This is a genomic window from Deltaproteobacteria bacterium (genome assembly GCA_016875395.1).
GTDB lineage: Bacteria > Myxococcota_A > UBA9160 > UBA9160 > UBA6930 > VGRF01.
Genome location: VGRF01000008.1, coordinates 49,171 through 67,122, shown reverse-complemented (window position 1 = coordinate 67,122; position 17,952 = coordinate 49,171). Strand labels below are relative to the sequence as shown.

General features: G+C 70.3%; 18 protein-coding genes. 8 read left to right on the top strand and 10 right to left on the bottom strand.

Annotated features, from left to right (window positions below):
- Window positions 1-88: 88 nt before the first annotated feature.
- Window positions 89-958 carry a hypothetical protein gene (locus FJ091_08585; GenBank protein MBM4383412.1) on the bottom strand — a complete coding sequence of 290 codons (870 nt, stop codon included), beginning with the start codon at window positions 956-958 and terminating at the stop codon, window positions 89-91.
- Window positions 959-1,064: 106 nt separating this feature from the next.
- On the opposite strand from FJ091_08585, the gene FJ091_08580 reads away from it, so the two are divergent.
- The 4 genes from FJ091_08580 to FJ091_08565 are packed head-to-tail and all read left to right on the top strand — an operon-like array spanning window position 1,065 to window position 4,079.
- Window positions 1,065-1,643, top strand: a complete 579-nt coding sequence (locus FJ091_08580) for a hypothetical protein (protein ID MBM4383411.1) — start codon at window positions 1,065-1,067, stop codon at window positions 1,641-1,643.
- A gap of 50 nt (window positions 1,644-1,693) precedes the next feature.
- A complete protein-coding gene (locus FJ091_08575) occupies window positions 1,694-2,578 on the top strand; it encodes an HTTM domain-containing protein (GenBank protein MBM4383410.1) in 885 nt (294 codons plus the stop codon).
- Window positions 2,575-3,156: a hypothetical protein gene (locus tag FJ091_08570; protein ID MBM4383409.1), complete on the top strand. Its 582-nt coding sequence runs from the start codon at window positions 2,575-2,577 to the stop codon at window positions 3,154-3,156. Before FJ091_08575 ends, FJ091_08570 begins: the two co-directional genes overlap by 4 nt.
- Complete coding sequence (locus tag FJ091_08565; protein ID MBM4383408.1) at window positions 3,153-4,079, top strand: hypothetical protein; 927 nt, start codon at window positions 3,153-3,155, stop codon at window positions 4,077-4,079. Before FJ091_08570 ends, FJ091_08565 begins: the two co-directional genes overlap by 4 nt.
- Here the strand turns inward: FJ091_08565 and FJ091_08560 are convergent.
- The 6 genes from FJ091_08560 to FJ091_08535 form a co-directional block, all read right to left on the bottom strand.
- Complete coding sequence (locus FJ091_08560) at window positions 4,076-5,173, bottom strand: ABC transporter permease (GenBank protein ID MBM4383407.1); 1,098 nt, start codon at window positions 5,171-5,173, stop codon at window positions 4,076-4,078. The two genes, FJ091_08565 and FJ091_08560, sit on opposite strands and share 4 nt — an antisense overlap.
- On the bottom strand, window positions 5,170-6,102 hold the full coding sequence (locus tag FJ091_08555) for an ABC transporter ATP-binding protein (GenBank protein ID MBM4383406.1): 933 nt from the start codon (window positions 6,100-6,102) through the stop codon (window positions 5,170-5,172). Before FJ091_08555 ends, FJ091_08560 begins: the two co-directional genes overlap by 4 nt.
- On the bottom strand, window positions 6,099-7,046 hold the full coding sequence (locus FJ091_08550; GenBank protein MBM4383405.1) for an HlyD family efflux transporter periplasmic adaptor subunit: 948 nt from the start codon (window positions 7,044-7,046) through the stop codon (window positions 6,099-6,101). The genes FJ091_08555 and FJ091_08550 overlap by 4 nt, the downstream gene beginning before the upstream one ends.
- On the bottom strand, window positions 7,043-7,723 hold the full coding sequence (locus FJ091_08545; protein ID MBM4383404.1) for a TetR/AcrR family transcriptional regulator: 681 nt from the start codon (window positions 7,721-7,723) through the stop codon (window positions 7,043-7,045). The genes FJ091_08550 and FJ091_08545 overlap by 4 nt, the downstream gene beginning before the upstream one ends.
- 151 nt (window positions 7,724-7,874) lie before the next feature.
- Window positions 7,875-9,041: a cytochrome P450 gene (locus FJ091_08540; GenBank protein ID MBM4383403.1), complete on the bottom strand. Its 1,167-nt coding sequence runs from the start codon at window positions 9,039-9,041 to the stop codon at window positions 7,875-7,877.
- 22 nt (window positions 9,042-9,063) lie between these two features.
- Window positions 9,064-9,699: an NAAT family transporter gene (locus tag FJ091_08535; protein ID MBM4383402.1), complete on the bottom strand. Its 636-nt coding sequence runs from the start codon at window positions 9,697-9,699 to the stop codon at window positions 9,064-9,066.
- A gap of 346 nt (window positions 9,700-10,045) precedes the next feature.
- On the opposite strand from FJ091_08535, the gene FJ091_08530 reads away from it, so the two are divergent.
- Complete coding sequence (locus tag FJ091_08530; protein ID MBM4383401.1) at window positions 10,046-11,311, top strand: MFS transporter; 1,266 nt, start codon at window positions 10,046-10,048, stop codon at window positions 11,309-11,311.
- A gap of 10 nt (window positions 11,312-11,321) precedes the next feature.
- Here FJ091_08530 and FJ091_08525 read toward each other — a convergent pair whose 3' ends face one another.
- Complete coding sequence (locus tag FJ091_08525; protein ID MBM4383400.1) at window positions 11,322-12,344, bottom strand: Gfo/Idh/MocA family oxidoreductase; 1,023 nt, start codon at window positions 12,342-12,344, stop codon at window positions 11,322-11,324.
- A gap of 85 nt (window positions 12,345-12,429) precedes the next feature.
- Here FJ091_08525 and FJ091_08520 point away from each other — a divergent pair, with 85 nt between their 5' ends.
- The 3 genes from FJ091_08520 (at window position 12,430) to FJ091_08510 (ending at window position 15,783) form a co-directional block, all read left to right on the top strand.
- The gene (locus tag FJ091_08520) at window positions 12,430-12,831 is read left to right on the top strand and encodes a VOC family protein (protein ID MBM4383399.1); all 402 of its coding nucleotides are present in this window, start codon (window positions 12,430-12,432) and stop codon (window positions 12,829-12,831) included.
- A 12-nt stretch (window positions 12,832-12,843) separates the two neighbouring features.
- Window positions 12,844-14,034: a cytochrome P450 gene (locus tag FJ091_08515; GenBank protein MBM4383398.1), complete on the top strand. Its 1,191-nt coding sequence runs from the start codon at window positions 12,844-12,846 to the stop codon at window positions 14,032-14,034.
- Window positions 14,035-14,295: 261 nt separating this feature from the next.
- Window positions 14,296-15,783, top strand: a complete 1,488-nt coding sequence (locus FJ091_08510; protein MBM4383397.1) for a sigma-70 family RNA polymerase sigma factor — start codon at window positions 14,296-14,298, stop codon at window positions 15,781-15,783.
- Between the two features lie 95 nt (window positions 15,784-15,878).
- On the opposite strand, the gene FJ091_08505 is transcribed toward FJ091_08510, so the two are convergent.
- Both FJ091_08505 and FJ091_08500 read right to left on the bottom strand, forming a co-directional pair.
- A complete protein-coding gene (locus FJ091_08505) occupies window positions 15,879-17,270 on the bottom strand; it encodes a glucose 1-dehydrogenase (GenBank protein MBM4383396.1) in 1,392 nt (463 codons plus the stop codon).
- Window positions 17,198-17,635, bottom strand: coding sequence for a hypothetical protein (locus tag FJ091_08500; GenBank protein MBM4383395.1), 438 nt, complete (start codon window positions 17,633-17,635; stop codon window positions 17,198-17,200). The genes FJ091_08505 and FJ091_08500 overlap by 73 nt, the downstream gene beginning before the upstream one ends.
- Between the last annotated feature and the right edge of the window lie 317 nt (window positions 17,636-17,952).

Sequence of the window (17,952 nt, the reverse complement as noted above, 5' to 3'; positions counted from 1 at the left end):
CGGGTCGCGCCACGGGCGCCGGCGGTGGATCGAGCGGGTAGCCGAGGTCGGCGAGGTCGCAGTTCACGAGCTTCGCGAGCCGGCGGTTCTACTCCCAGTAGCGCTGCCGAATCCATGCGACGGTCTGCGCACCTAACAAGTCGTCCGGAGACGCGCGGGAGCCGAACACGCCCGTCGCGTTGGCGGCTTCGATCAGGCGGCGTCGTTGGCGATACAGATAGGGCACGTGCAGCCAGGTGTGCTTGTCCGTGACGGAGCGCGCCGTGAAGCGATTGAGGATGCGCGAGAGCTGATTGACCGTCCGGCTGTAGGAAGCGTTTCGCTTGGCGAGCGGCACGTTCGCCACGTCGAGGTCGAGCGCGTGCTCGCGGGCGTAGAGGCGCAAGAACTCCCGAGCATCACGTTCGATCTGCTCGTAGGCGTAGGCGTGAACTCGCTCGGGGCCGAAGAGCTGCTGGTAGTGAGCGATCACGCGGTCGTACTCGAAGTGGTCGAAGCTGAAGCGCGGCGCCTTGAAAGCCAGCGCCGAGGCGCCTCGCACGAAATCCGCCGGCCAGAGGTAACGCTGCGCGCTGTAGGTGCCGCCACCGCGCACGTACTGCTGGTAACACGCTGCGACCATTTCGGGCTGCGCGCGCACGACGACTACGACGTGCGCATCGGGGAGCGTGGCGCGAACGCGCTGCGCGACTTCCTTGGTGAGGAGGCCCAACAACCCGCCATTGTGCAGGTACCCGCTGAGGTTCTCTTCGCACAGAATCGGCGCGGTGCCCGGCGGGATTTCGAGGCAAGCGCGAGCTTCGTCCGCGTCGAAGTGGAACGCGCTCGGCCCCAGCAGCGCGGCCTGCACGCGAGCGCGCGGGATGTAGACGTGGCTCTTCACGAGCGGGTAGACGGCTTCCTGGAACCATTTCGTCGCCGTCTTGTGGAAGCCGATGTGAACGAGCGGATGCGGCATCGAGGTCCACGCGAGTTCGGGGGACGCGCCTCGATTAGCAGCGGGGCGCGCGAGAATCGACCGCGCACCTCCGCGCGATAACTTCGCGCGCGCCGGAGGGAGGCGAGTGTCGCGCCGTGCCGTTTGCGTTCTGCTGGCCGCATTCTTCGCGGCGAACTGGGCCGCGGCGATCGCACGCGTCGACCAGTTTCCACTTACGTGGGCGCCGATGTACTCGGTCTACCGATATCGCGGCACCGAAACGCTCGCGATGGTCCGCAAGGACAAGGTGTTCCTGCGCGAGCGCGGCTGGTTGGCGCGGCGGCGTGATGGCGCCGAGGAGTGGATGCCGATCTCGCGGCTGAACATTCCGATGCGCTCGTTCTGGCGGATCTACTACGAGCGCTCATTCGGCAGCGGGTCGATGAATTTCAAGCACGCCAATGCCGACGCAGGGGCGTTCGACCGCTGGCTGTGGGGCCTCGAGCCCGGCGAGAAGACGTGGGTGGTGAACTGGGACCGCCGCCTGATCGGCAGCGTCAATCACACGCTCGGACGATCGCCGCAGGACCCCGAGTTCATCGTCTCGTTGGCTGCATCACGCGAGACGCTGCGCTTCGATCGCGAGACGCTCGAGCTGGTCGGACGCAAACAGCGCGAGGTCGTGCTCAGGTGGGACGACGCGTGGCGGGGCGACTTCGAGTGATCGCGAGAGCGCTCGCGCGTTTCTTCTTTACGGGTTGCTCGCCGCGGAGATTGGCGGCGACTCGAATCGTGCTCGGCTTCGGGATGCTGCCGTTTCACGTGCTGCAGTACTACACGTTGTTAGGGCTCGATTGGACGGGCCCGAAGTTCTGGTTCGTGCACCCGATCTGGTACTTCGAGTGGCTCGGCATCCAACGCTTGGACCCGGCACTCGCGGCGCTCGCGCTCGCGACGCTCCTGATTGCGACCACCACGTTCGCGCTGGGCTACCGCACGCGCCTCTCCGCGGTCGTCTGCCTCGTCGCGATCGCACTGCTGAAGGGAATGCGCGACAGCGTCGCGGGCGACGTGCACCACCGCGAGCTCGTGCCGTTCGCGGTGCTGTTCCTGTTCGCGTTCTCGCGCTGCGGCGATGTCGACTCGCTCGATGCGCGCCGTCGCCCGGAAACCCGCGAGCTCGAGGAGTGGGAGTCGAGCTGGCCGATCAAGGCCGCGCAGCTGCACATCGCGTCGTTCTACTTCTGGAGCGGCCTCGCGAAGTGGCGCATGACCGGATGGGACTGGATCCGCGACGGCGAGCGGCTGCAGGTACTTCTGCTCAACCGTTCGTTTCGCTTCGGCATCGGCCCCGACGGCGAGCCGGAGGGCAACCCGCTCGCGCTCTGGTTCTCGCACCAGACCGAGTTGTTGATCCTGCTCGCGCTCGCGACCTTCGTGATGGAGCTCGGGTTCCACCTCGTCCTGTGGATGCGCGCCGCCGGGCTGCGCGCGCTGTTCCTCGGCGGCGTCACGCTCTTTCACGTCGCGAACTATGTCCTCATGAAGGTGAAGTTCGTATTCCTGCCCGTGGTGTTCGCGGTTTTCTTCGATCTTTCGCCCCTGCTCGACCGCATTGCGCCGGTGCTCGGCAGGCGCTCCGCACGAGGGACTGAATGAACAAGCGCAGCGTCGCGTGGCTGCTCGCCGTCCACGCGCTCGTGGTGTGGCTCGCGGTGCCGTTTCGCATCGACGAGTTCCGGCTCACCTGGGCGCCGATGTACGCGATCCAGCCCGCCGAGGCGCCGGAGCGGCGCAGCGTCGTGCTCAAAGATCGCGAGCGCCTCGAGCGCGAGGGCTGGCGGGCCGTGCGCGCGGATGGGGGCGAGGAGTGGGTGCGGCGCGCGGACCTGAACGTCGCGCCGCGCAACATGTGGCGGCTCTACTACGAACGCAGCTGGGGCCACCCTCCGCCGCGCTTCAAGCACAAGAACTCCGGCGGCGCGACGCTCGACCGCTGGTGGTTGGGCATTGCGCCGGGCGAGCCCATCTTCGTGGAGAACTGGGAGCGCGCGCTGCTGGTGAGCGTGAACGAGACGCTGGGGCGCGCGCCGGGCGCTCCGGACTTCATCGTCGAGCTTCACGCCGAGCGCGTGCGCATGCACTTCTCGTCCGAGACGCTGGAGCGCCTGCCCGACACGCGCGAGACGGCGCGGCTGCGCTGGCGGACCGAGTGGAACGCCGGGAGCGCGCGATGAAGACGGCCCTCGCCGCGCTCGATCGCTTCGTGTTCAGCGGCGGCACGCCGCAGCGGCTCGGAGCGACGCGGTTCCTGCTCGGGCTCGGACTGATCCCGTTCTTCGCGATGCAGTTCTCGAGCTTCTTCGAGATCGACCCGTTCGGCGCGCGCTTCCGGCTGATCGATTCGATCTGGTACTTCGACGCGCTCGGCATCACCCGCTTCGAGCCGCTGCTCGCACAGGCCGGCGTGGTCGTGCTCCTGGCCGCCCTCGCCGCGTTCGCCTTGGGCTGGAGAACGCGCGCTGCCGCGCTCGCGTCCCTCGCGTTGATCGTCGTGCTGAAAGGCTTTCGCGACAGCGTCGCGGGCGACGTCCACCACCGCGAGCTGATCCCGTTCCACGTGCTGCTCTTCTTCGCGCTCTCGCGTTCGGGCGAGACGTTCTCCCTCGATGCGCTGGCCGGGCGCGCGCGCGGCGCGCTCGCGGAGTGGGAGGCGAGCTGGCCGATTCGCGCCTCGCAGCTCTACATCGCGGCGTTCTATTGGTGGAGCGGCTTCGCGAAGCTGCGGGGCACGGGGCTCGCCTGGTTCGGGCCGGAAGTGTTGCGGCAGCTCACGCTCGAACGCGCGCTTCGGTTCGGCGAGTCCGACGTCGGCGCGGGCGCACAACTCGGCCTTTGGCTCGCCGCACATCCGTGGACGCTGATCCTGCCGGGCCTCGGCGTCGCCGCGATGGAGCTCGGCTTCCCCGTGATCTTCTGGCTCCGGGCGCTCTGGCAACGCATCGCTTTCGTCGCATTCGTCGCGACGTTCCACGCGATGACCTGGGTGCTGCTGAACGTGCAGTTCCTGTTCATGCCCGTCGTGTTCGTGACGTTCTTCGATCTGAGCGCCGTGACGCGCCGCATCGCGCCGTGGCTCGCGGACCCGCGTCGCGATTAGTCGAGCCGCTTTCGGAAGCGCGCGATCGCGATCGACACGGTGACCACGAAGAACAGCGCGAGCGGCCACAGCTCGCCGCGCACCTCGCCGAGGCTCGCGCCGCGCAGGATGATGCCGCGCACGAGGCGCACGAAGTGGGTGAGCGGAAAGATTTCGGCGACGAGCCGAGCGGGCTTCGGCATGCCGTCGAAGGGGAACATGAAGCCGCTCATCAGGATCTGCGGCAGGAAGGACATGAAGGTGAGCTGGAAGGCCTGCATCTGCGTCGAGACGAGCGTCGAGAAGAGCAGGCCGAGCGCGGTGACCGAGGTGACGAAGATCAGCGAGCCGGCGTAGAGGTCGAAGAGGCTGCCCGCGATCGGCACGTCGAAGACAGCGCGCCCCAGCAACAGGATCAGCGTGGTCTGGATCATTCCGATCGCGACGTAGGGGGAGATCTTGCCGAGCATCAGCTCGGTGGTGCGCACGGGCGTGTTGATGATCAGCTCGAGATTGCCGCGCTCGCGCTCGCGCACGATCGCGACCGACGTGAACAGCACCATCGTCATCGTGAGGATCACGCCGATCAGGCCGGGCACGATCTGGACCGCCGAGCGGCGCTCGGGGTTGTAGAACGGGCGCACCTCGAAGGTGGGCGTCGGCTCCGCGCGCGGCGTGGGGCGCGCGGCGATCGGCAGCGAGGCGAGGCCGCGAGCGGCGATCAGCAAGGCGGGATCCGCGCCGTCGACGAGCAGCTGCGCGGGGGCGCGACCCTCTCTTCGCGCGCGGCGCTCGAAGTCGCGCGGGATCGCGATGCCGACCGCGATCTCGCCTTCCCGTAACAACTCCTCGAGCTGCTCCGGCGTCTCGACCTGCGCGACCACGTCGACGACTTGGCTCGCCTCCGCGTCGGCGACGAGACGGCGCGAGAGCTGCGTGTTCGCGGCGTCGGCGACGCCCGCGCGCAGGTGGCGCACGTCGGTGTTGATCGCGTAACCGAACAGCAACAGCTGGATCGCGGGTAGGCCCACGATCATCCCCGCCGTGAAGTAATCGCGGCGCAGCTGGCGCACTTCCTTGCGCGCCACGGCGGCGGTGCGGCGCCAGAAGTTCATGCTGCGACGCCGCGGCCGCGCGTCGCGGCGACGAACACGTCCTCGAGGCTCGGCAGCGCCGCGCGCGCGGTCGCGTCGACGTGCGCCGCGGCGAGCGCGCGCTGCACTTCGCGCGCCGGCTCGGCGCAGTCCGTGAGCACGCGCAGCCGCGTGCCGAGCTGCGCGACGCTGACGACGAACGCGAGTCCTTCGAGAGCGGTGCGCGCGGCGCGCAGTGCCTCGCCCTCGATCTCGACCACCGAGCCCGCGAGCGCGCCCATCAGCTCGCGCGGCGCGCCGTTCGCCACGAGCACGCCGCGATCGAGGATCGCGAGCGCGTGGCAGCGCTCGGCCTCGTCCATGTAGTGCGTCGAGACGAGGATCGTGGTGCCGGCGTCGACGAGGCGGAACAGCGACTCCCAGAAGTCGCGGCGGCTCTCGGGGTCCACGGCGCTGGTGGGCTCGTCGAGGAATAACAAGTCGGGTCGGTGGATCAGGGCGCCGGCGAGCGCGAGGCGCTGCCTCTGGCCGCCGGAGAGCGTGCCCGCGAGCTGATCGCGCAGCTTTTCGAGGCGGTACTCGGCGCACAGCTCGTCGATGCGCCTGCGCGCTGCGCCGCGCTCGAGCGCGTAGATCTCGGCGAGGAACTCGAGGTTCTCGGCGACGCTCAGATCTTCGTAGAGCGAGAACTTCTGCGTCATGTAGCCGATGCGCTCACGCAGCTTCGGCGCTTCGCGCGGGATCGCGAGGCCGAGCACCGTGGCGTCGCCGGCGCTCGGCGCGAGCAGGCCGCACAGCATGCGAATCGTGGTCGTCTTGCCCGAGCCGTTGGGGCCGAGAAAGCCGTAGATCTGCGCGCGCGGAATCGCGAGCGAGAGCGCGTCGACCGCGGTGTGCGCGCCGAAGCGCCGCGTGAGGGCGCGCGCTTCGAGGACGACCTCGCCGCTCACGGTGCGAACTCCACCTCGACCGGGAGGCCGCTCGGGAGATCGCGGGCCGCGTCATCGGTCAGGTCGATCTCGGCGACATAGCTGAGCCGGCCGCGATCGTGCTGCGTGAGCGCGTAGAACGGCGTGAACGAGGCGTCCTGAGCGACGCTGCGCACGCGCGCTTCGAACGGAGTCTCGAAGCCGTCGACGCGAGCCCGCGCGCTCGTGCCCGGCTTCACGCGCGCGCGCAGGGCGGCGGGCACGTGCACGCGCGCGTAGGGCGCGCCGTCCGCGAGCAGCACCGCGACCACGGCGCCGGCGGGAGGACGCTCGCCCACCTTGTACGGCAGCGCGTCCACGACGCCCGCACGCGGCGCGCGGACTTCGAGGCGCTGCTCGCGCAGCGCGGCCTCGCGCGCGGAAGCGCGCGCCTCGTCGCGCCGCGCGTGCGCCTGCGCGACCTGCTCGCTGCGCGTGCCGGCGAGCAGCTCCGCGAGCGCGGCGGCTGCCGCATCGCGTTCGGCGCGCGCGAGCGCGTGGACACGCTCGCGTTGGTCGACGAGCTCGTCCGATGCAACCCCGCCCGCGTGCAGCTCGCGTGCGCGCTTCGCCTCGCGCTCGGCGGTGGCGAGCGCGTCCCGCGCCCCTGCGTACCGTGCGCGCGCCTGCGCGATCTGCTCCGCGCGCGGGCCGCGCTCGGCTTCGGCAGCGCGCGCCTCCGCGCTGGCGACGCGCTCGTCCGCGGCCTCGCGCAGCGCGGCGAGGCGCTCCGGCGCGAGGCGCACGACGAGCGCTCCCGCCGCGACCGCATCGCCCTCGCGCACGGCGATCTCGACGATCGGCTCGTTCGCCTCGGCCACGAGCTCGATGCGATCGCGCTCGAGCTGGCCCACGGCGATCTCCGAATCCTCGGTGCACGAGGCTCCGAGCAACCCGATCAGCAACAGCGTGAACACACGCGTCACGAGCGAGCTCCTTCCACGAACAGGCGCTGGGTGTGGGCCGAAAGGCGCGCGACGAAGGCGTCGTCGTAGGCGAAACCGAGCACGCGCTCGAGTACCGGGCGCGCCACGAACGGGAACGCCGCGAGGCCGAGCAGCGAAGCGAAGGCGAGATCGACGTCGAGGTCGGCGCGCAACCGTCCCGCGGCGATCTCGGCGCGCAGCGCGCCGCGCAGCAGCTGCGACATCGGGCGCGCGTACTCGTCGATGAAGCTGTCGCGGAAGGGCGCGTCCTCGCTCAGCACTTCGCGCACGACGAGCTGCGGAATCCACGGCACGCTGCCCAGCGCCTCCGCGGCGACTTCGAACAGGACGTGCAGTGAGCCGGGCGGCGCGCCCGCAGCGGCGCGCGCCGCGAGCCCGGCGCGCACGCGCGCGAGCACGTCAGCGAGCGCATCCTGCAGCAGCGCGGCGTAGAGGCCGTCCTTGTCGCCGAAGTAGTAGGAGACCATCGCGGCAGTCGTGCCCGCGGTCTTCGCGACTTCGCGCAGCGAGACGCCGGCGTAGCCGCGCGTCGCGAACGTCGCGCGCGCCGCGGCGAGAAGGTCTGTGCGCACGTCGGCGCTGCGCGCGCTCGCGCGCGGGCGGCCGACGCGACGCGGACGCGTGCGGCGGCGTGGCGTGGGGGAGGGGGACGTCACGGAGCAAATTTAAACACGCGTTCAATTAACGACAAGACGGCGAGGGCGTACATTCCGGCCGGGCCGAATTGTCGCACCCGAGGGGGATCCAATCGGCGCGGCGGAGATGGAGCAGCTCGCGCGCGGCGCTCGATCCGCGGCTGGGCGGGGTTCAGCTGCGTGCCGCATCCCAGCGCACGCGCACGGCCCCGGGCCCGCGGATCACGCCGCCCACGATCGGCGGCGGCGTCGCGTCCGCGAGCGCGAGGCCGGGCAGGCGCTGCACGAGCGCGGCGAGCGACGCCTCGAGCTCGCGGCGCGCGAGGTGCGAGCCGAGGCAGAAGTGGAGGCCGTGGCCGAAGGTGAGGTGGCGGTTCGCCTTGCGCGATGGATCGAAGCGGTGCGGGTCGGCGAACACCGCGGGGTCGCGGTTCGCCGCGGCGATCCCGTAGAGCAGTGGCGCGCCGGCTGTCAGGTGCGCGCCCGCCCAGTGCACGTCCTTGCCGCAGGCGCGCGGCAGCAGCGCGACGGGCGGCTCGAAGCGCAAGCCCTCGTCGACGATCGCGGGAATCGCGCTGGCGTCCTCCCGCGCGAGCCGCGCGATCTCCGGGCGCGCGAGGACCAGGGCGAATAGCGAGCCCATGTTCTTGTACGTGGTGTCGGAGCCCGCCGGGAATAACAAGCGCACGAACGAGAAGATCTCCTCGTCGCTGAGCCGCTCGCCGCCCAGCTCCGCGTGCGCGAGCTCCGAGAGCAGGTCCTCGCGCGGCGCCGCGCGGCGCTCGGCGACGATCTCGCGCAGATATGCGGTGAACTCGCGCGAGCCGGCGAGCGCGCCATCGGGATCCCACGGAAACTCGATCAGCTTCTGCGCCCAGTGCAGCAGGCGATCCTCGTCGGCGAGCGGAATGCCGAGGAAGCGCGTGATCACGAGGAACGGGTACTTGCGCGTGTAATCCGCGATCAGGTCGCACGCCCCGCGCGCGGCGAAGCGATCGATCAGCTCGTGCGCGAGCGGCTCCAGCACCGCGCTCTCTGCGCGCCGAATCACGGCGGGCCGGAACGCATGTGAGACGAGCGCGCGATTCCGGCGGTGCTCGTCGCCAGCCATGCACTGGATGGTCTTGCCCATCACCGGCATCGCGATGCGCTCGTAGATCGTCTTCGACGGGAACGTCTCGTCGTCCGCAAACGCGGCGGCGAGCTCCTCGTAGCCGAGGATCAACCACGTCAGCGCACCGTGATAAGTCACCGGCACCACAGGACCGCGCGGGCGGAGCTCGTCGAGCACTGCGTGGAGGTTCGGCAGATCCGCGTGCGCGAAGTCGAGCTCAGGCATCAGGGATTCGTGCACTTCGACCTCACGCGAGCCCGGGGAACAGCTCTTTGATCCCGGCGGCGATGAACTCGACGCCGATCGCAGCCAGCACGAGACCGAACAGGCGGATCACGACGTTCATGCCGATCGGGCCGACGAGGCGCCCGATGCGCTCGGCGTTGCGCAGCGCCAGCCAGCACGCGAGCGCGAGCAGCGCGATCACGCCGAGCACGAGCGCGACGTGCGCGGGGCCGTCGCCGCTGTTCATCTGCAGGATCACCGCGCTGATCGCGCCGGGCCCCGCGAGCAGCGGCACGCCGAGCGGCACCACCGCGACGCTCTCCTTGGTCGTCGACGCGAGGTCTTCCTCGGGCGTATGCCGCGTGCGATCCGGCTCGGCGTTCAGCATCGACACCGCCATCAGTAACAACACCACGCCGCCGCCCACGCGAAACGCCGGCAGGCTCGTCCCGAACGCGCCGAGAATCGCTTCCCCCGCGAGCGCCGCGCCCGCGAGCACCCCGAACACCGCCAGCGCCGTCACCCGCGCCGTCTTCTTCCGCTCCGCCACGCTGAATCCCGAAGTGAGCCCCAAGAATAGCGGAATCGCCGCCAACGGATCCACGATCGCAATCAGCGCCACCGCAAAACGCGCCTGTTCCGTCCAAGAAAAATCCATGCGCCGCATTCTGCGCAGCAAACGAGCGCGATGCACGCCAAATGCGGGCCTGAAGCCACGAAGCGAGACGACGCGCGCTCGAGCACCGCCGCTGACGCGCCGCAACGAACGTCGGCACGACCTCGAAGTCGAACGCTCCTCGCGAGCGGGTCGGCCGAGGCCGCAAGCGAAGCGCGCAGCAGCGGCCGAGTCTTCGAGGCCGATGCGAAGTAAACACGGAAGAACGCGCGGAGCCACCTGACCGCCCGGTACTGTGCGCGCCCCAATGGTTGAACCTTCGAGGCCCGACGCACGCCAAGAGCGCGATCTCCGCGCAATCACCGCCGACGGTGCGTACTACTCCATCATGGTCGGCGTCGGAGAGACGTACGTGCCCGCGTTCGCTCTCGCGCTCGGCTTCGGGCCGGTGGTGGCGGCGCTGGTCACCACGCTGCCGATGTTCCTCGGGTCGCTGCCGCAGCTCGCTGCGCCGTTCGGCGTCGTGCACGCGCAGAGCTATCGCCGCTGGGTGGTGACGTGCGCGCGGCTGCAGGCCGCGTGCTTCCTTCCGCTCGTCGCCTCCGCGCTCGGCGCGCCGCTCGGCGTAGTCGGCCTGTTCGCGGTGATGTCGGCTTATTGGGGATTTTCACTGGCCACGGGGCCCGCGTGGAACGCGTGGGTCGAGACGCTCGTGCCGCTCGAGATCCGCGCGCGTTTCTTCGCGGCGCGCACGCGCTGGGCGAACGTCGCGCTGTTCGCCTCGCTGCTCGTCGCGAGCCTCGTGCTCTACGGCGCGATCGGAACGCCGCGTGCGCTGCCGCTCTTCGCGGCGCTGTTCGCAGTCGCCGCGGCCGCGCGCTTTCTCTCCGCGAGCGCGCTCGCGCGGCAGAGCGAGCGGCCGGGCCTCTCGCAGGGGCACACGCCCCTCTCGCCGCTCGCCACGCTGCGCCTCCTGCGCGGCCGCCCCGAAGCGCGCCTCCTGCTCGCGATGCTCGGCCTCACGCTCGGCACCTACCTCGCGGCGCCTTTCTTCACTCCCTACATGCTCGGGCCGATCGGCCTCGACTACACCGAGTTCACGATCGTCACTGCCACCGTGTTCGTGGCGCGCATCGCGGTGCTGCAGCTGTTAGGGCGCTACGCATCGCGCATCGGCGTCTCGCGCATTCTCGCCTGGAGCTCGGTTGCGATCGCACCGCTGCCTGCGCTGTGGCTCGTCTCCCACGAGATCTGGTGGCTGCTGCTCGCGCAGGTGCTCTCGGGCGCGGCCTGGGGCGCCTACGAGTACGCCACGCTGCTCACCTTCTTCGAGCGCATCGACGCGCGCTCGCGCGCGAGCGTGCTCTCGCTCTACAACGCGGCGAACGCCGCCGCGATGACGCTCGGCACGCTGCTGGGCGCTGCGGCTTTCGGCGGTTTCGCGGGCAGCGCCGGCAACTACACGCTCGTGATGGCCGTCTCCGCGCTCGCGCGCTTCGCGGCGGTGCCGTTCCTGCGTCACGCGCCGGAGACGCCGGCGCCGGCAGAGCCCGTCGCGGAGGATGCGCTCAGCGTGCAGCCGGGCGCCGGCGCGGTGGCGACGCCGGTGCTCGCGACGATCCCGGAGCTCGAGAAGCGCGAGGCGCAGCCGTAACGACTCGCGCTCAATCCCAGACTCTCTCCCAACGCTTGGTCTGCGCCGAGCGCTCCATCGCGAGGGCGACGCGCAGCTCGCCCACTGCCACCTCGGGGCCGGCGTCGAGCGCCTTGCCCTCGCGGATCGCCCGCGCGAAGTCGAGCAGCTCGCCGGCGTAAGAGGCCATGTAGCCCGCGGGCACGTTCGCCATCGCCTCGGGCAGGTCGGCCTTCACGGACTTGCCGCGCGGGTCGCTGCCGTCGAACAGGCGCACGCCGGCGGCGATCGCGATCTCGCCCTTCGTGCCCGTGATGCGGAAGGTGTCCTGCGGCGCGAGCGCGCCGCTCGCGATCAACAGGCAGAAGTTCGCGACCACGCCGCTGCGGAAGCGGAAAAGGGCGCGGCACAGCGACTCGCCCTCCATGCGCGCGAGAGGTCGCTCCATCGCGGCGACCACCTCCTCGATCTCGCCGACCCACATGCGCAGCGGGCGCATGAAGTGCGAGCCCGTGTCGAGCGCGACGCCGCCGCCCATCTGCTCGCGCGAGAGCCGCCAGCTGCCGTCGCCGTGGAACTCGGGCATCGCGGGCGAGAAGAGATGCACGTGGGCCGTAACAACCTCGCCGATCGCGCCCTCGTCGATCAGCCGCTTCGCCACGAGCACGTCGGGCCAGTACTGCGCGTTCTCGCCCACCATGAAGACGCGCCCACTCGCGCGCGCGGCCGCGAGGATGCGCTCGCACGCGTCGAGGCTCGTCGCCATCGGCTTCTCGAGTAGGAGGTGCTTGCCCGCGCCTAACACCTCGAGCGCCACGCGTTCGTGGAGGTGATGCGGAACCATCACGTCCGCGGCCTCGACGCCTCCTGCCGCGAACGCGGCCTCGAGCGATGTGAACGCGGCGGCGCCGGTCTTCTTCGCCATCGCCTCCGCGCGCTCGCGCACGGTGTCGACGACCGCGCGCACTTCGAGCTGCGGCACGCTCGCGAGCGCGAGGCGATGCCACTCCGCGATCGCTCCGCAGCCGACGAGCGCGAGTCCGATCTTCTGCATGCGCACCTCCGAGCGCGCCAGCTTCGCGCGGCGCGTAGCTGCCCGGCAACGCGCTGCGCTACGCAGGCGCGAGGGAGGAGCCGCCATGACCGCGAAGCTCGCGAAGGCCGCATTCGACGTGGGGACGGTGACGACGAACGTCGCGCAGATGCTCGCCTTCTATTCCGGCGCGCTCGGGTTCGCGAAAATCGAAGAGATTCCGTTTCCGGGAGTCGGCGTGCTGCATCGCCTCAAAGTGGGCGAGGCGTTCTTCAAGCTGATGGCGCCCGAGAAGGCGCCCGCCGCAAGCGCGCCCGCCGGCGGACTCCTCGGCGCGACGGGCTTTCGGTACGTGACGTTCGCCGTCACCAATCTCGACGAGACGGTCGAGGCGTGCCGCGCCTTCGGCGCGAAGATCGTCTCACCGACGCGCGCACTGCGGCCGGGCGTCCGGATGGCGATGGTCGCGGACCCGGATGGCAATACGGTCGAGCTGCTCGGCGCCTGACACGGCGATCTCGTGGTCGTCTCCTACGACCCTTACAGCGATGAGGTGATGCGCGACCCGCATCCAACCTACGCACGGCTGCGCGCCGAGAGTCCGGTCCACTATCTCGAGAAGTACGACACCTGGGCGCTCGCGCGCTTCGCAGACGTCTACGCCGCGACGCTCGATGCGGAGTGCTTCAGCGCGCGCGGCGGCACCGCGCCGGGGCAAGTGCTGCGCCGCGATCCGGCGCCGCACACGTTCATGACGATGGACCTGCCCCAGCACCGCATGCACCGCGGGCTGATCTCGGCGCGCTACGGGCGCGGCGCCGTCGCGAAGCTCGAGCCGAGCGTGCGCGCGGTCGCGCGCGAGCTGCTCGCGCCGCACGCGGAGCGCGGCGAGCTCGACGTCTACGCGTGGGCGAACCGCGCCGCGATCTGGATCGGCGCGGACTTGTTGGGGCTCGCGCGCCACGACGCGGAGCAGCTGCGCGTGTGGATCGACGGCTTCTTCCAGCGCGAGCGCGGTCAGGCGGGCCCGAGGGCGGAGAATTTCGCGTTCGCGGGCCGCGTCTCGCAGCGCCTCGGCGAGATCGTGGCCGCTCGGCGCGCGCGCCGGAGTGCAGGACACGACCACCTCAGCGCCTGGATCGCGGCGCGCGTTGACGGCCGCGCCCTCACGGACGAGGAGATCGTCGCGAACCTCTACTCGATGCTCGTGGTGGCGACCGAGACGGTGCCGGCGGCGGTCGCGAACACCGCGGCGCTGCTGGCGCGGCACCCGGACACGCGGCGCCGGGTGCTCGCGGACCCCAGCCGGATCCCCGCCGCGTGGGCCGAGTCCCTGCGCGTCGACCAGCCCACGAATCTGCTCGGCCGGCGCGTGATCCGAGACCGCCTGCTGGGCGGGCAGCGGCTCCGGGAGGGGCAGGGGGTGCTGCTGCTTTGGGCCTCGGCGACGCGGGACGAGGCCGAGTTCCCCCGGGCCGACGCGTTCGACCCGGTGCGCCGCCCGCCTCGTTCGCTCTCGTTCGGGCACGGCATCCACAAGTGCCTGGGTGAGAACCTCGCCAACCTCGAGGGCCAGGTGCTGCTCGAGGAGCTGCTCGCCGTCGCGGGCGAGTACGAGGTCCGCTGGGAGCAGGCGGAGCGCATGTACGGAGAATTTCTTTGCGGATACCGGCAGTTGCCGGTTGCCTTCCGCGCGGGCGCAGTTAGGTAGGGGGCTGCGCTCGATCCTTCGCCAGCTTTGGATCAATTCCCGACGCGGCCTCGAGAGACGGAAACTGAACCCGCGGGTTCAGCGTCAAAGACTCGATTTGGCGGAAACGCCACGAGATGCACCGCAAGGTGCACTCAGGTGTTAGGGGCACTCACGGGGGGGCACTTTTCACCATCCGCCGCCGCAAGAAGCCCGAAACGACAGAGAATGAAGACTGGTCCGAACCGAGCCCGATCCGCCCGACCGGCTACCGAGTTGCACATGCTGGAAAACGACAAGCACACGACGACCGACACCGAGGCGACCCCGGCGGCGCCTACGGCGACGATCACGCCGGCTCCGACCCGCAGCGTTGGCGCGCGTGAGTCGCTGGCGGCGTACTTCGGCGACATCGCCGCGATTCCGACCCTCGCGCACCCGGAGCAGCTGAAGCTCTCGCGCGAGTTCCAAGAGGCGACCCGCGCCTTCCACGAGACCATGTACTGGCTCCCGTGGACCGCTCGGCGCGCGATCTCCGAGTGGCGTGCGCGCAAGGACACGGGGCGCGCCACGCGCCGGCTGTCCGAGGGCTTCGGCACCGGCGACCCGAAGGTCGGCGTGCGGCTCGACGAGGCGATGACGGCGCTCGAGCGCGTGGAGAAGAAACGCGCGGCGCTGCTGCCCTCCGCGACGGCGAAGGAGCGCGCGCGGCTCGACGCGAAGGCGACCGAGCTGCTGCGCGAGGCGGACTTCGCGTTCTCGAATCTGCGCATCTTCCACAGCGATCTGGTCGAGCTCGAGACGCGGCTGCGCCGCGCGGAGCAGGCGCGTAAGCGTTTGCGCGCGCATCGCAGCGCGCCGCCGTCGAACTGCCAGCGCGTGTCGATGAGCGAGCTCAACAAGACGATCGCCGAGGTCGAGGCCGCAGTCGGGCTCGATGCGCGCGAGTTCCACGTGCGCATGGACCGTGTGGCCGCGGGCTACGAGGCGATGATCGCGCCGAAGAACCGCTTCGTGTTCCACAACCTGAAGCTCGTGATCGCGGTGGCCAAGGAGTTCCGCGGCATGGGTCTCGCCTTCCAGGATCTGATCCAGGAAGGGAACACGGGCCTGATTCGCGCAGTCGAGAAGTTCGACTGGCGGCGCGGCTTCAGGTTCTCGACGTACGCGGTGTGGTGGATCCGGCAGGCGCTGATCCGCTCGATCCAGAACCATTCGCGCACGATCCGCATCCCGAGCCATCACCACGACGCACTGCGCTGGCTGAACGAGACACGCACCAAGCTCTACCAGGAGCTCGGGCGCGAAGGGACGCCGGAGGAAGTGGCCGAGGCGATGGAGATGCCGCTCGAGAAGATCCAGGAGCTGCAGTCGCTCGAGATCCAGCCGCTGAGCCTCGACGCCGAGATGGGCGACGAGTCTTCTCGCCGCCGCCGCTCGCTCCAGGATCTGGTGGAGGATGCGGACGCCGTGCAGGCGGGCGAGGGGATGGACGAGGGCCGGCTGTTCGGCCTCACGCGCGAAAGCCTCGACGTTCTCGACGAGCGCGAGCGCCGCATCCTCGTGTGGCGCTTCGGGCTCGACGGCGGGACGGAGCACACGCTGCAGGAGATCGGCGAGAAGCTCGGGCTCTCTCGCGAACGCGCGCGCCAGCTCGAGGCGCGGGCGCTCTCGAAGATTCGCGCGAGCGGCGCCGGCGTGCGCATGCGCCGCTACGCGCACGAGCGCGACATCGCGCCCGAGTCCGGAGGAGGCGCGGTCGCGCGCTGAGCGCGGCCGTCGGCAAGGCACGCGGCCCCCGAGGTGAGAGCCTCGGGGGCCGCAAACTTTGTTAGGCCATTTGGGGTCAGGCCCCAATTGGCCGGTCAGAGGCGCGGCGTCGGTACCCGAATCGCGGGCGACTCGGTGCCGCCGTCGATCTGGAAGATCTTGCCCGTCACCCAGCTCGCGGCGTCGGAGGCGAGGAAGAGCGCGGCGGCGGCGATGTCTTCGGGTGTGCCGGGCCGCGCCATCGGCGTGTTCGCCTCGAACTGTTTCCGCAGCGCGTCGCTCCCCATCACCATCGCGAGCGCCTGCGTGTCGACGCCGCCGACGCTGATCGCGTTGACGCGCACCTTGGGCGCCACTTCCGCGGCGAGGTTGCGCGTCAGCATGTTGAGCGCGGCTTTTGCGGCGCCGTAGGCAACGAAGCCGGTCTGCACCATGTCGCTCGACCGCGAGGAGATGTTCACGATCGCGCCCCCGCCCGCGCTCTCGATCATCTTCGGGATGCACAGGCGGGAGAGCAGGAACGCGCTCGTCACGTTGAAGCGCAGCGCGGCTTCGAAGAAGCGCTCGCTCGTGCCCAGCGCCGGCCGCGGGCCGGTGCCGCCGGCGTTGTTCACGAGCACGTCGATGCGCGAGAACTCTGCGAGCGCCGCCGCGACCAGCGCCTCGAGCGACTCGCTCTTCGTCACGTCGCAGCTCACGGTGAGCTCGCGGCGCCCGCGTGCGCGGACTTGCTCCGCGGTTGCGTCGATGTCGGCCTGGGTGCGCGTTGCGCACACGACGTGCGCGCCGGCCTCCGCGAACGCGAGCGCGATGCCGCGGCCGATGCCTTTGCACGCGCCCGTAACAATTGCGACGCGGTCGGTGAGCCGGAAGCGATCGAGGATCGTCGCGCCGCCCCGAGCTGCTTCGCTGCCTTGCCGTGATAGCTCGGCAGGTCGAGGTAAGTGCGAATGCCCGGCTCCGCGCGGCACACGATCGGGATCGCGTTCACGCACTGCATCGCGGCCGCGACAATGCCGGGGTTGCGCGCGAGACCGCTCGCGATCGACTCGGGGTGAAGGCCGTGGAACACGGTCTTCACGCTGGGGTCGCCGGTGATTTCCACTTCGAAGCGCTCGCCTTCCGAGCCGAAACCCCAGGTGGGCTCGAGGTTCACCTCGCCCATCAGCCAGTTCACGCGCGCCGTAACAACTGCTTCGCCGCGCACCGTCGCCTGCTACGTGAAGCGCTGCGCGGCGACGCGGCCGGGCGCGATCGGGCCGATCGGCGAGTCGATCGGAGCGGTGGCGACGGCCATCTCGTGAAACGACCGCCGCTCCGTGTCGGCGGCGAAGCCGAGCGCGGCGACGAGCATGTCGATCGATTGCAGAAAGCCGCCCGAGAGCAGCTTCAGCATCGGGCTGCGCCCCGCTTCCTAGGGTGTCTTCCCGAACCGCAGCACCTCGCCGATCACCGCCGGCGCGCCGTAGGTGCGGATGTCGCTCCATTCCTCCGCGCGCACGTGGGTGATCGCGCGCGAGAGCGAGGAGATCGCGAGCGGAAAGCGCTCGGTGATACCGCCGTGGTGGATGCCGGTGCCGTGCAGCGTGACGCCGCCTTTGCGACACGCCGCTTCCATCTCGGCCACGCTCTTCGAGTCAAACGGATAGAACCAGCCGAGCGGCGTGACGACGTTCTTGCCGGACTCGAGGATGCGCCGCACCTCGGCGGGGTTCGCGGCGACGGGCGCGTACAGCACGCAGTTGGCCTGCAGCGCGAGCAATGTGTCCGCATCGCGCGTCGCGCGTACGCCGAGTGGCGCGCGCCCGACGATCTCGCCGACGTCGCGGCCGTCTTTGTCGGCGCTGTGCACCCAGCAACCGACGAGCTCGAGCTCCGGGTGCGCGAGGATGCCCTCGATCGCCGCCTTGCCGACGCCGCCGGTCGCTCACTGGATGACTCTCAAACGCATCGTTGGTGTCCTCGGCGGAGCACGTTACAAGCCTCCGGCAGAGCGAATGCCGCTGGCGGCGGGGCGCCGCAGCGGTTCCGCTTCACGTGGCCGAGTGGGGGGTGCATGCGGGCGACGCTTTTCTTGATCGTGTTCGCCTTCGCGCTCTCGGCTCGCGCCGACGAGCCGCGCGTTCCCTGGAACGTGCTGCTCATTACGGTCGACGCGCTGCGCGCGGA